Source organism: Citrobacter sp. LST-B2, assembly GCF_057983045.1.
Genome location: NZ_CP192598.1, coordinates 2,170,982 through 2,183,213, shown reverse-complemented (window position 1 = coordinate 2,183,213; position 12,232 = coordinate 2,170,982). Strand labels below are relative to the sequence as shown.

Annotated in this window: 16 protein-coding genes and 1 pseudogene; 11 read left to right on the top strand and 6 right to left on the bottom strand. The window is 53.3% G+C overall.

Translation table 11 applies throughout. The features are described from left to right. Positions 1 to 138 precede the first annotated feature (138 nt). The 3 genes from ACQ0PY_RS10440 to ACQ0PY_RS10430 all read left to right on the top strand — a co-directional run bounded on the left by ACQ0PY_RS10440 (position 139) and on the right by ACQ0PY_RS10430 (position 3,594). Positions 139 to 1,422: a YeaH/YhbH family protein gene (locus ACQ0PY_RS10440; RefSeq protein WP_043000927.1), complete on the top strand. Its 1,284-nt coding sequence runs from the start codon at positions 139 to 141 to the stop codon at positions 1,420 to 1,422. A 137-nt stretch (positions 1,423 to 1,559) separates the two neighbouring features. Then, positions 1,560 to 3,050 (top strand): diguanylate cyclase DgcJ, encoded by a 1,491-nt coding sequence (gene dgcJ, locus ACQ0PY_RS10435; protein ID WP_044265530.1) that lies wholly within the window; start codon positions 1,560 to 1,562, stop codon positions 3,048 to 3,050. Between the two features lie 40 nt (positions 3,051 to 3,090). After that, the gene (locus ACQ0PY_RS10430; protein ID WP_044328181.1) at positions 3,091 to 3,594 is read left to right on the top strand and encodes a YbaK/prolyl-tRNA synthetase associated domain-containing protein; all 504 of its coding nucleotides are present in this window, start codon (positions 3,091 to 3,093) and stop codon (positions 3,592 to 3,594) included. Between the two features lie 4 nt (positions 3,595 to 3,598). On the opposite strand, the gene yoaI is transcribed toward ACQ0PY_RS10430, so the two are convergent. Together yoaI and ACQ0PY_RS10420 are read right to left on the bottom strand one after the other, a co-directional pair. Next, positions 3,599 to 3,703 (bottom strand): small membrane protein YoaI, encoded by a 105-nt coding sequence (gene yoaI, locus ACQ0PY_RS10425; protein WP_086512617.1) that lies wholly within the window; start codon positions 3,701 to 3,703, stop codon positions 3,599 to 3,601. Between the two features lie 29 nt (positions 3,704 to 3,732). Further along, positions 3,733 to 3,921 (bottom strand): hypothetical protein, encoded by a 189-nt coding sequence (locus ACQ0PY_RS10420; RefSeq protein ID WP_157959993.1) that lies wholly within the window; start codon positions 3,919 to 3,921, stop codon positions 3,733 to 3,735. Here ACQ0PY_RS10420 and ACQ0PY_RS10415 point away from each other — a divergent pair. Then, complete coding sequence (locus tag ACQ0PY_RS10415) at positions 3,908 to 4,354, top strand: DUF441 domain-containing protein (RefSeq protein WP_043000929.1); 447 nt, start codon at positions 3,908 to 3,910, stop codon at positions 4,352 to 4,354. The genes ACQ0PY_RS10420 and ACQ0PY_RS10415 overlap by 14 nt on opposite strands. Here ACQ0PY_RS10415 and ACQ0PY_RS10410 read toward each other — a convergent pair. Further along, on the bottom strand, positions 4,335 to 5,129 hold the full coding sequence (locus ACQ0PY_RS10410) for an AraC family transcriptional regulator (RefSeq protein WP_061070215.1): 795 nt from the start codon (positions 5,127 to 5,129) through the stop codon (positions 4,335 to 4,337). The two genes, ACQ0PY_RS10415 and ACQ0PY_RS10410, sit on opposite strands and share 20 nt — an antisense overlap. 99 nt (positions 5,130 to 5,228) lie before the next feature. On the opposite strand from ACQ0PY_RS10410, the gene ACQ0PY_RS10405 reads away from it, so the two are divergent. Then, on the top strand, positions 5,229 to 6,410 hold the full coding sequence (locus tag ACQ0PY_RS10405; protein WP_043000931.1) for a CynX/NimT family MFS transporter: 1,182 nt from the start codon (positions 5,229 to 5,231) through the stop codon (positions 6,408 to 6,410). Between the two features lie 35 nt (positions 6,411 to 6,445). Here the strand turns inward: ACQ0PY_RS10405 and ACQ0PY_RS10400 are convergent, their stop codons facing one another. After that, positions 6,446 to 7,153: a CTP synthase C-terminal region-related (seleno)protein gene (locus tag ACQ0PY_RS10400; RefSeq protein WP_109740183.1), complete on the bottom strand. Its 708-nt coding sequence runs from the start codon at positions 7,151 to 7,153 to the stop codon at positions 6,446 to 6,448. Positions 7,154 to 7,307: 154 nt separating this feature from the next. Here ACQ0PY_RS10400 and ACQ0PY_RS10395 point away from each other — a divergent pair, with 154 nt between their 5' ends. Then, positions 7,308 to 7,817, top strand: a complete 510-nt coding sequence (locus ACQ0PY_RS10395; RefSeq protein WP_109740182.1) for a 2-thiouracil desulfurase family protein — start codon at positions 7,308 to 7,310, stop codon at positions 7,815 to 7,817. Further along, on the top strand, positions 7,801 to 8,148 hold the full coding sequence (locus ACQ0PY_RS10390) for a DUF488 domain-containing protein (RefSeq protein WP_090049953.1): 348 nt from the start codon (positions 7,801 to 7,803) through the stop codon (positions 8,146 to 8,148). Before ACQ0PY_RS10395 ends, ACQ0PY_RS10390 begins: the two co-directional genes overlap by 17 nt. On the opposite strand, the gene ACQ0PY_RS10385 is transcribed toward ACQ0PY_RS10390, so the two are convergent. Continuing rightward, entirely contained in the window at positions 8,134 to 8,445 is a 312-nt protein-coding gene (locus ACQ0PY_RS10385) for a hypothetical protein (RefSeq protein ID WP_044254899.1), read from the bottom strand. The two genes, ACQ0PY_RS10390 and ACQ0PY_RS10385, sit on opposite strands and share 15 nt — an antisense overlap. A gap of 188 nt (positions 8,446 to 8,633) precedes the next feature. On the opposite strand from ACQ0PY_RS10385, the gene ACQ0PY_RS10380 reads away from it, so the two are divergent. Both ACQ0PY_RS10380 and yoaJ read left to right on the top strand, forming a co-directional pair. Then, on the top strand, positions 8,634 to 8,732 hold the full coding sequence (locus ACQ0PY_RS10380) for a YoaK family small membrane protein (protein WP_042287604.1): 99 nt from the start codon (positions 8,634 to 8,636) through the stop codon (positions 8,730 to 8,732). 3 nt (positions 8,733 to 8,735) lie between these two features. Next, entirely contained in the window at positions 8,736 to 8,810 is a 75-nt protein-coding gene (gene yoaJ / locus ACQ0PY_RS10375) for a protein YoaJ (protein ID WP_086513017.1), read from the top strand. Positions 8,811 to 8,872: 62 nt separating this feature from the next. Here the strand turns inward: yoaJ and ACQ0PY_RS10370 are convergent, their stop codons facing one another. Further along, positions 8,873 to 9,121: a GlsB/YeaQ/YmgE family stress response membrane protein gene (locus ACQ0PY_RS10370; RefSeq protein WP_043000937.1), complete on the bottom strand. Its 249-nt coding sequence runs from the start codon at positions 9,119 to 9,121 to the stop codon at positions 8,873 to 8,875. A gap of 462 nt (positions 9,122 to 9,583) precedes the next feature. On the opposite strand from ACQ0PY_RS10370, the gene fdhF reads away from it, so the two are divergent. Together fdhF and ACQ0PY_RS10360 are read left to right on the top strand one after the other, a co-directional pair. After that, positions 9,584 to 11,731, top strand: coding sequence for a formate dehydrogenase subunit alpha (fdhF, locus tag ACQ0PY_RS10365; RefSeq protein ID WP_109740181.1), 2,148 nt, complete (start codon positions 9,584 to 9,586; stop codon positions 11,729 to 11,731). A 113-nt stretch (positions 11,732 to 11,844) separates the two neighbouring features. After that, positions 11,845 to 12,050: pseudogene (locus ACQ0PY_RS10360) on the top strand (site-specific integrase); the annotation flags it as partial. Between the last annotated feature and the right edge of the window lie 182 nt (positions 12,051 to 12,232).

Genomic DNA, 12,232 nt, shown 5'->3' with positions numbered 1-12,232 from the left:
TCAAGGTGTATCAAGGCGGCAAATGAGTGAATCCCCAGGAGCGTACATAAGTACGTGACTGGGGTGAGCGAATGCAGCCAACGCCGGGATAACGTGAAGGATGAAGCGTAAAGTTGGCAAATGCAGTACGGGGGGCATATGACCTGGTTCATTGACCGACGACTTAACGGCAAAAATAAGAGCACGGTTAACCGCCAGCGCTTTTTACGCCGTTATAAAGCACAAATTAAACAGTCGATCTCCGAGGCCATTAACAAGCGTTCGGTGACCGATGTAGACAGCGGTGAATCTGTCTCCATTCCGACGGAAGATATCAGCGAACCGATGTTTCATCAGGGGCGCGGCGGCCTGCGCCATCGCGTTCACCCAGGTAACGACCATTTCGTACAAAATGACCGTATCGAGCGTCCGCAGGGCGGAGGCGGCGGTTCAGGTAGCGGACAGGGCCAGGCCAGTCAGGACGGTGAAGGCCAGGATGAATTCGTCTTTCAGATCTCTAAAGACGAATACCTGGATCTGCTTTTCGAAGATTTAGCGCTGCCTAACCTGAAACAAAACCAGCAGCGCCAGCTTACGGAGTATAAAACGCACCGGGCGGGTTATACCGCCAACGGCGTTCCGGCCAATATCAGCGTCGTGCGTTCGCTGCAAAATTCTCTCGCCCGGCGCACGGCCATGACGGCCGGCAAACGACGCGAGTTACACGCGCTGGAACAGGATCTCGACACCATCAGCAAAAGCGAACCGGCGCAACTGCTGGAGGAGGAACGATTACGCAAAGAGATTGCTGAGCTGCGGGCCAAGATAGAACGCGTGCCATTTATCGACACCTTCGACTTGCGCTACAAAAATTATGAGAAGCGTCCCGATCCGTCCAGCCAGGCGGTGATGTTCTGCCTGATGGACGTCTCCGGCTCCATGGATCAGTCGACGAAAGACATGGCCAAACGCTTTTATATTCTGCTCTACCTGTTTTTGAGTCGAACCTATAAGAATGTGGAAGTGGTCTATATTCGTCACCACACCCAGGCAAAAGAGGTCGATGAGCATGAGTTCTTCTACTCTCAGGAAACCGGGGGAACCATTGTTTCCAGCGCCCTGAAGTTGATGGATGACGTTGTGAAAGAACGTTACGATCCTGCGCAGTGGAACATCTACGCCGCACAGGCATCGGATGGGGATAACTGGGCAGATGACTCTCCGCTGTGCCATGAGATTCTGGCGAAGAAACTGCTACCGGTGGTTCGTTACTACAGTTATATCGAAATTACCCGCCGCGCGCATCAAACCCTGTGGCGCGAATATGAACATCTGCAAGCCACGTTTGATAATTTTGCAATGCAACATATTCGCGATCAGGATGATATTTACCCGGTGTTCCGCGAACTTTTTCATAAACAAGGTGCCACCAGCACCAATTAAACGACAGCCAGCCAGGAAAATAATCTCCTGGCTGGTTCATTTCATGCCTTTTGCACTCCATATCCCCGCTGGCCGGTAGGTTGCACCTGTGACGTATGATAAAATAGATTATCTGACCTGGAGAGTTGTTGTTTATCATGAAATTGCCCCATAAAGCGCTCAGGCTCTTTATTTCCGCAAGCGTTGTCGTTTTGACATCTTCCTTTTTGATCTATGAACTTATTGCCAGCTATAAGTCAATGAATGGCTATATGCGCTATATCATCGAAAAAGCAGACTCCTCATTTCTGTATGATAAATACCAGAATCAGAGCATTGCCGCCCATCTGATGCGCACACTGGCAACACCCGAGAAAACGCTCCCGGCGGATACCCGCCATACCCTTTGCCAGTCGTTTGAAAGTGTTAACTCGGTGTATGGTTTGAATCTGACGCAGCATAATTATCCCGCGCTCCACGGTACGTTACAAACCTCCATTGATGACTGTGCGCGTATCGCGGACGATGTGCTGTTGCTTCCTGCTTTTGATCAGGCCGTGAAGGTTAACCGGGAACAGGTTGATTATGGAAAAGGCCTCGCCACGTCAGAAGAGAAATTTCATTATTATCTGGATTTACAAAATCAATATATTTATTTCTATGATCCGATCAATACGCGTCAGTTTGCCATGCATCACTGGGCTTTTTTACAGAAAGGCTCATTAGGTATTCATCAGGCCGATATTGATGAATTGTTTTCTGGACGTACTGTGCTGTCGAGTATCTATCAGGATGATCGTACCGAACTTAACGTGATGAGTTTTTTAACACCGGTCTATCTGCACGGTAAGTTAAAAGGCATCGTGATGGTGGATATTAATAAGCACAACTTGCAAAATATTGTTTTTACTCACGACCGCCCACTGGTCTGGCGTTATCTCAATGCCAGCGTCACCGATACCGACTCGGATAAGACGATTATTATTCATCAAAGCGAGAATAATCTTTTCCCGTACGTCAATTACATCAGCGATCTGCCTGGTGGTCTGCACGTCGAGCTGTCACTCGATATCTTGTATTTCATTGTCTCGTCCTGGAAGCTGTTTCTGTTTTACCTTCTGGCAACTGCCCTGCTCCTCAATATGGTCCGGCTGCATTTTCGCCTTTACCATAATGTTACCCGTGAAAATATCAGCGATGCGATGACAGGCCTGTATAACCGTAAAATTTTAACCCCGACGCTTGAGCAGCGATTACAGCGATTTGTCAGCACCGGAACGCCAGTAACCTTTATCGCTATCGATCTCGATAAGCTGAAGATGATTAACGATACGCAGGGACACCACGAGGGCGATCGGGCGATCACCTTGCTGGCAAAAGCGATTGAGGCATCGGTGCGCAAAAGCGATTACGCCATCCGTCTGGGCGGCGATGAATTTTGCATCATTCTGGTGGATGCAGAGCCAGATATGGCGGCTCGTCTGCCGGAACGGATAGCCAACCACCTGCGGACCGTGGCACCTGAGAAGGATATTCGTTTTTCATCAGGCAGCTACAGCATGCAGCCGAACGATTCGCTGCATGATGCCTACACCGCTTCTGACGAGCAACTCTACCTCAACAAGCATCAAAATCGTCAGCGTTCATGATAATCTTTACCGTGTTTTTTCGCGCAAACAGGAGTAAAAAATGAGCGAAATGGAGAAAGGCAGCGAAACCCATCAGCGTTTACTCGATTTATTGTCTCTGGAGGGCGCCCGTTATCGCGTCGTCAGCCATGAGGCTGTTGGGAAATGCGAGGCCGTATCAGAAATTCGGGGCACCGCACTGGGTCAGGGAGCAAAGGCGCTGGTCTGCAAAGTGAAAGGGAATGGGGTAAATCAGCATGTACTGGCTATTTTACCTGCCGACCAACAGGCCGATCTTGGTCAACTGGCGACGTATCTTGGCGGTCTGCGTGCGTCCCTTGCCAGCCCGGCAGAAGTGGACGAACTCACCGGTTGCGTATTTGGCGCGATCCCGCCTTTCAGTTTTCATCCACAGTTAATGCTGGTCGCCGATCCGCTGCTGTTCGAACGTTATCGTGAAATCGCCTTTAACGCCGGCGTGCTCACGAAATCGATTATTCTCAATACTGACGATTATCTGCGTATTGCCCGGCCAGAGTTGGTGGCATTTCACCGCGCATCGTAAGCGTTCAGCTACCACGTTCGAGAATTAAAACAGAAATCACGATAACGGCGGCGATAGCGAAAAAGGATGAACTAATAATGAGCGTTTCAATAAACATCTGATCGTTCATGGCTACACCTCAAAATGAGCGAGACCGGTTCATCTGCTATTGATAGTCCGCAATAATGGCAATTTGATGACAAAATAAAAAATTGCCTGTTTTTCGCCGTCAGGCATTTGCCCGAAATAGCCAGCAGATTCTAAAAAAGTCGGTTCTGCGTGGCGTTTGGGCGTAAAGTAAACAGGCTTAACTTTTTTTGGCAAGGAAACCACGATGTTTGATGTCACTCTGCTGATCCTGCTCGGACTGGCAGCTCTGGGCTTTGTCAGCCATAACACCACTGTCGCCGTTTCAATTCTGGTGCTGATTATTGTCCGCGTTACCCCGCTCAATACCTTTTTCCCGTGGATTGAAAAACAGGGGCTGACCATCGGGATTATTATCCTGACAATCGGCGTCATGGCGCCTATCGCCAGCGGGACACTGCCACCTTCCACCTTGATCCACTCTTTCCTTAACTGGAAATCGCTGGTGGCGATTGTGGTTGGCGTGGTGGTCTCCTGGCTCGGCGGCCGCGGCGTGACGCTGATGGGCAGCCAGCCACAGCTGGTCGCCGGTTTGCTGGTCGGCACCGTGCTTGGCGTGGCCCTGTTTCGCGGTGTACCTGTTGGTCCGCTTATCGCGGCCGGTCTGGTCTCGCTTATTGTGGGAAGGCAGTAGTCAATCCCGCCAGATAACGGCCTGGCGTCTGTCCCAGGCCTTTTTTGAACATGGTGATAAACGCCGTGGTCGAATCATACCCCAACAGTTGCGCCACCTGCTGCACGTTCTGCCCGCCGACCAGGGCCTGTAGTGCCAGAATGAGCTGTAGCTGATGTCGCCAGCGACGAAAGCTGAGCCCTGTCTCTTTCACTACCAGTCGGGCAAGGTTACGCTCGCTCATCGCAAATACGCTGGCCCACTGCCCCAGCGTTTGCCATTGCGCCGGTTCGCGCGCCATGGTGTCAACCATCCGGCGGATCTTTGGGTGCGCTGAAACCGGCAGCTGCATCTGCTCCTGCGGTTGTTGCGGAAGTTCATCAAATAAGACCTGCGTCAGGCGCTGCGTTTGCGGCTCTGCCCGCTGAGCGTCACTACGCCTCGCCAGCGAGAGGATCAGCTCCCGACAAAGCGGAGAAATTTTTAACGTACAGCAACGTCCCGGTAGTGTGACGGCTTCCGGTTCGATAAAGAGAAAGCAGAGCTCCGCGCCTGCCGTTACGTGATTACTGTGGGGAACGCCGCCGGGGATCCAGACCGCGTACTGCGGCGGCACCATCCACATAGCGCACTCAACATCACAGGTGATAGCCCCATGCAGTGCCATAATCAGTTGTCCTTTACGATGCTGGTGCTGCGCGCTAAACAGCTCATCAGGGCGAGCGCGGATACGAAACGCCACGGCGGCATCGTGGTGCAGATCGGGGTCATATCCGTCGAGTCGCAGGCTGTACATCATTTTGTCCGAATTTAGCGATAAACTGTCATTTTAGCTTGATTCACAACACAGATAAACGCGGTAAGGTACGGCCTCACCTGTTGATATGAGAGAACAATGACTTCTTCACCACCACGCGGCAACCACGGTGCCCTGCTGATTGCCGGTATCCTGATGATTGCCACCACGCTGCGCGTGACGTTTACCGGCGCCGCCCCTTTGCTGGAAGCGATTCGCACGGACTATGGTCTTACGACTGCCCAGACGGGATTATTAACCACCCTGCCGCTGCTGGCGTTTGCGCTGGTTTCTCCGCTTGCCGCCGGCATTGCCCGCCGTATTGGCATGGAACGCAGTCTCTTCGCGGCAATGCTGCTGATTTGCGCCGGGGTTGCCGTGCGCTCACTGCCGAACGCCTCTTTACTGTTTCTTGGCACTGCCATCATCGGCTGCGGTATCGCCCTCGGCAACGTGCTGCTGCCAGGGCTTATCAAACGCGATTTCTCGCAGCACGTCGCCAGACTGACCGGTGCTTATTCCCTGACGATGGGTGCTGCCGCCGCGTTGGGCTCCGCGCTGGTGGTTCCGCTGGCGCTAAGTGGGTTTGGCTGGCGCGGGGCGTTGCTGCTGTTGATGGTGTTTCCGCTACTGGCGTTGCTGATCTGGCTGCCGCAGTGGCGTCATGCCGCCCACGCGAACGTAACCACCTCGCGCACCCTGCACGCACGCGGCATCTGGCGTTCACCGCTGGCCTGGCAGGTGACGTTATTTCTTGGAATTAACTCGCTTATCTATTACGTAATTATCGGCTGGCTGCCAGCAATCTTAATCAGCCACGGCTACAGCGAGGCACAGGCCGGTTCGCTGCATGGTTTGCTCCAGTTAGCAACCGCCTCTCCCGGTTTACTCATTCCGCTGGTGCTGCACCGTTTTCACGATCAGCGCTGCATCGCCGCACTGGTGTCGTTGATGTGCGCTGTGGGTGCCGCTGGCTTCTGGTTTATGCCGGATCAGGCGGTGCTATGGACGCTGCTGTTTGGATTCGGCTCCGGTGCAACGATGATTCTGGGGCTGACCTTTATCGGCCTGCGCGCCAGTTCTGCGCATCAGGCAGCAGCGCTTTCCGGCATGGCGCAATCCGTCGGTTATCTGTTAGCCGCTTGCGGGCCGCCGCTAATGGGCAGGATCCATGACGCCCAGGGAGACTGGCAGATCCCGCTGCTGACCGTTGCGGCGCTGGCGATAGCGATGGCGATATTCGGTTTCTATGCGGGACGAAATAAAGAGATTACCGCCTGATAAGCTCAGGGCAGACGTGATGTCTGCCCTACTGATTAGCCTCGCGCAGCGCGCAGCATCGCTTGCGCCAGGGGAACCGGTTTCCCCGTAAGAGCGCCACGTTCGGGCTGGAAAAGCGTGGCGACAAAGAACGGATGCGTCACCAATTCCACCGCCCGAATATCCCCGTTATCATCCCAGCCGGTCACCCGCAGATCACCGCTATCCAGTTCAGCCGCAAACGCCTCAGCAATGCCGTAGTTACACTGATAGCCCTCCGAAATCACCGGCTGACCATAGGCTTTAGCAATCAGCGTATTGGGCCGCAGTTCAACTTCGTCGGTTTTTTCCACCAGCGAACAGGCAAGTGGCGCAATAACCATCCGGCCCGTTGTGTCAGTTTCCGCATGGGCAGCATCTGACCAGCCCAGCACATTACGCGCATATTCAAGGATGGCGTGTTGAAAACCGCCACAGGTTCCCAGGAAAGGAATGCTGTTTTCGCGGGCATAACGGATGGCCGTCAACGCGCCTTCGGTATTTTTATAGGGGCTGCCAGGCACCACCCAGATGGCGTCATAGCCCACCAGATCTTCTGCACTGGTGATTTCAGTGCTGGACAGCCAGTCGTAATCCGCCAGCAGTTCCAGAACCGCAGCAGCGTCGTCGATGGCCAGAGGAATCGCCTGATGCGCCGTGATGCCAGCGTTGTAATCACCCACCAGCGCAATACGCAGCGTATCTTTTACAGGGGATATTTCCATGGAGAATTCCTTACGTCAGAACAATTGGGGACAACATAAGGAACCTCAGCCTACCGATCTTTTACTGCCATCACAATCCCTTAATTTAGGGATGAACGCGTGCGAAGTGATATAGTGATCGAGAGCAGTTTTTCTGCCGGACGAGGCAAATGCGATGAAAAGTAAGGTTTTAGTGAGCGCTTGCCTGATGGGGCTGAAGGTGCGTTATAACGGCAGCGAGAAAGCGCATCCCGCTGCGAAACTGGCGCGTTTGCAGGCAGAACAGCGTCTGGTCATCCATTGCCCTGAACTGGCCGCAGGCTTGCCGACACCACGCCCACCGGCGGAAATTGTTCGGGCCAATGGCAACGATGTGATGCACGAGCGCGCATCCATTGTGGAAAAGAACGGTCAAGATGTCACCGGGCACTATCAGCTTGCCGCCTGGCTGGCGCTGCGCACGGCACAGGAGACCGGCTGTGACGTTGCGCTACTCACCGACGGCAGCCCGACATGCGGCAGTCAGTTTATCTACGACGGCAGCTTCAGCGGACAACGTCATCCCGGTATGGGAGTGGCCACCGCGCTGCTACGCCAGCACGGAATCACGGTTTTTTCCGACCAACAGCTCGATGAGTTTTGCGCCTGGATTGAGGAGAATGACAAACATGAATATTCAGTGTAAACGCGTCTACGACCCGGCAGAAGACAGCGACGGCTACCGGGTGCTGGTTGACCGACTGTGGCCACGCGGGATCAAAAAAGCGGATCTCGTGCTCAATGAGTGGGTCAAAGCGCTCACTCCCTCGACAGAGCTGCGCAAAGCTTTTCACGCAGAAACGATCGATTTTCAGCATTTTACTGAGCAGTACCGCGCTGAACTTGCCACGCAGAAGAAGGAAGGCGAGCGGCTGGCGCAGATTGCCCGCCAGCAGACACTGACGCTGCTGTACGCCGCCAAAAACAGCGAACAAAATCACGCCCTTGTACTGGCAGACTGGTTACGCGAGTTGTGATTCGCGGGTAACCGTCGATTCAGGCTGAATATCCGGCAACAGAGGCATCAAGTGTTCCGCTCTGACCCAGGCAAAACCCTGCTGCCCGTTTGCCGACACCACCTCCCCCGTCACCAGCCAGAGCGCACGTGGCGTCTCTTTCGGCAGCATGGTGGTAAATCCATTTATGGGATTAATAAATACCTCACCTGGCTGGCAGAGATGGAACAATTCCACCGTCTTGCCGATATTGCCGCGTCCGGCCGATGTTTTCGCACCAATAATCAGCGCCAGGGTGCCCGGCTTTAGCTGGAACATACTTCTCTCGTTGCGCGCTTGCGACTGTGTTTAAGATAATTCTGAGAAATAATAGCCTGCCGAAAGCGTACTTGTCACGTCCTGGCGACTCGCAGAATAAGCGAAAAGCGTGAGGACAAAACCCCTTTTGTCACCCATTAACCCCTGTTATCCTTGCAGCTCTTTGCATAATTCAGACAGGTGATCGCATGAGGCTGGGCATACTGTTTCCCGTCGTCATTTTTATTACGGCCGTGGTTTTTTTGGCCTGGTTTTTTATCGGTGGCTATGCCGCACCGGGGGCGTAAATCATGAAAAAAACGACGCTGATTATGATTGTCGTCGCGATAGTCGTGGTGCTGGGTACCGAACTGGGTTGGTGGTAACGCCAGGCCTGAAATGACAAAGGCCACCCTCAGGTCGCCTTTTGTCAGTCAATTATTGCGCCTTAGCTTTTGATTTTTCTGTAAATAAGCAGGACGACGATAGCACCAATAACCGCCACCACAAAGCTGCCGAAATTAAAACCATCGACTTTCCCAAAACCAAGCAGCGTACTGATCCAGCCGCCCACTACGGCACCGACGATCCCCAGAATGATCGTCATAAAGAATCCACCACCATCCTTACCAGGCATAATCCACTTCGCCAGAATACCTGCAATCAAACCAAAAATAATCCATGAAATAATGCCCATTTTTTCCTCACTTATCGATTTTACAGTAGCGGTTTATTCGCCGTTAAAAAGGATAGCACAATGTCAGGAAATTGAAGTTTGTGATGAACATCACTTAATTTAGCTTTCTGATTTCTCCCACAAAAGTTGGGGTTGCAAGTTTAGATGATAAGGATTATCTTTCTCATCACTGAATAGTTGAGTAAATAACTCGGGTATTCAGTACGACATTGCTCACATTGCTTCCAGTATGTCTTGCCCGCCTCTGTGCGGGCTTTTTTTTGACGTCCGTTCGTCATTTATGTCGAATCCGCTGTCATTTTTCCTGCAGCTTGTGCCTCGTTCTGCGTCAGCCCAGGCTTTGCCACTCTGGCACGTATTGTGCTTATCCCCTGCGTCATGACGACAACCCGAAGCTTCAGCGGCTCCGCTCAGGCTTCGTCACAATTCGCGCTATTTCAGCTTTTAACAGGTCTGTTATTGATGAAAAAAATCACCAGTGTCTGTCCCTACTGTGGGGCCGGGTGCAAGCTCAAGCTTGTTGTTGAAAATAACAAAATCATCCGTGCTGAAGCGGCTGAGGGGGTGACTAACCAGAACCAACTTTGTCTGAAAGGTTACTATGGTTGGGATTTCCTTAACGATACCCGCCTTTTGACTCCCCGCCTCACCCGCCCATTGATCCGCTACCAGAAAGGCGACAAATTTACCCCGGTCACCTGGGATGAAGCGATTCGCTATACCGCCCGACGTTTACTGGAAATTCGCGACAGCGCGGGCCCCCGCGCCATTATGACAACCGGTTCCTCTCGCGGTACCGGCAATGAAACCAACTATGTGATGCAGAAATTCGCGCGTGCGGTTCTCAACACCAACAACGTGGACTGCTGCGCCCGCGTGTGTCACGGGCCTTCGGTCGCTGGCCTCCAGGAAACGCTGGGCAATGGTGCAATGAGTAATTCCATCAGCGACATCGAAAACTCAAAATGTCTGCTGATCTTCGGTTATAACTGCGCAGACTCTCACCCAATTGTGGCGCGCCGGGTGATCAAAGCGCGGCAGAATGGCGCGAAGATCATCGTCTGCGATCCCCGCCGTATTGAAACCGCACGCATTGCTGACCAGCATCTGCAACTGAATAACGGGTGCAACATGGCGCTGGTGAATGCGTTTGGTTACGTCCTCATTGACGAACTGCTTTACGACAAGGAGTACGTGAATAAGCACACGCAGGGGCTGGATGCTTACTGGCAAACGGTTAAAGACTATGCGCCGGAAGCGGTCGAGCATTTAACCGGCGTTCCGGCGTCGCAAGTTCGTCAGGCGATGCGGACCTTTGCCGCCGCCCCTTCCGCGACAGTGATGTGGGGAATGGGCGTGACGCAGTTCGGTCAGGCCGTGGACGTGGTGCGTGGATTATCGAGCCTTGCCCTGCTGACCGGTAACCTGGGTCGTCCACACGTCGGCGTCGGCCCGGTTCGCGGGCAGAACAACGTCCAGGGTGCCTGCGACATGGGCGTATTACCGAATCTTTTTCCGGGATATCAGGATGTCACCGATGCGGCCGTCAGAGAGAAGTTCGCCAGAGCCTGGGGCATTGACGCCAGCCGGATGGATGACAAGGTCGGCACACGCATTACCGAAGTCCCGCATCTGGCGCTGGAAGGGAAAATTAAAGCCTACTACATCATGGGGGAAGATCCGCTGCAAACGGAAGCCGATCTGGGGCTGGTGCGTGACGGTTTCGCGGCGCTGGATTTTGTCGTGGTGCAGGATATCTTTATGACCAAAACCGCCGAGATGGCGGACGTCATTTTACCCGCCACCTCCTGGGGCGAGCACGGCGGCGTATTCACCTGCGCCGATCGCGGCTTCCAGCGTTTCGAAAAGGCCGTTGACCCCACTGGCGACGTGAAGCGAGACTGGGAAATTATCAGCCTGCTCGCCAGTGAAATGGGCTATCCCATGCACTATGAAAACAATCAACAGATCTGGGATGAGATGCGTGAACTGTGTCCGCTGTTCTACGGCGTCACCTGGGAAAAGATGGGCGACCTGGGGCATATCCAGTGGCCCTGCCCCGACCTCGACCATCCCGGCACGCCCTATCTGTATGAAAACAGCCGCTTCGACACGCCAGACGGTAAAGGCAAGCTGTTTGCTGCACCGTGGCGCGCACCCGCGGAAGTGCCTGACGAGGCCTATCCGCTGGTTCTGTGTACGGTGCGCGAAGTCGGTCACTACTCCTGTCGTTCCATGACCGGCAACTGTGCCGCCCTGCAGGCGCTTGCCGATGAGCCTGGCTATGTGCAGATCAGCACGCAGGATGCGCAAAAGGCAGGAATTCGCCATCGCGACCTGGTGTGGGTCAGTTCACGTCGGGGAAAAGTGATCAGTCGGGCGGATGTCTCCGGGCGCATCAATCAGGGAGCGGTATACATGACCTATCAATGGTGGATTGGCGCGTGTAATGAACTCACGCAGGATAATCTCGACCCTATCTCAAAGACGCCGGAAACCAAGTATTGTGCGGTTAATGTCGAGAAGATCGACGATCAGTCGTGGGCTGAACGCTATGCCGCGCAGGCCTATAGTGACATGAAGACGCGCCTTTGCGAGGCGATAGGATAACGGAACGGACGTAATAACGGGAGCCTGATGGCTCCCGTTCACATACAGCCCAGAATCTGGATTACATGTTTTTGATGATCGCATCTGCGGCTTCGAACTACTGCATGTGACGCATCAATTTTAGCAAAGCAAGAGACCTTGCAGGCATTGAATGGGGAGAAGGAACGCCGGCAATTTTCCATGAACAGAGTTTATTATCTGAGCGTCTGTACAAAGTACAGGGTTAGATATACAAAAACTACCTGGCCATAAAACGCATCAACAAACCGATCGTTATCACGATGACTGCGGCAAAGGATGGAGCAAAGTAACGTTGTGAAAATTTAAGCATCCCAACGCCACCTTGATTAAGGATAGCGTTGCATCGACCCATTGAACTCACAGCGAAAAACAGACATAGACTTATCCAGACTCCAAAGGGATTCAAATGTAGCCGATGTAGCTTTCTGGGATAATTACACATTAGCGACTGAATCGCCTCGAGTTTTAATCTTCGCACCA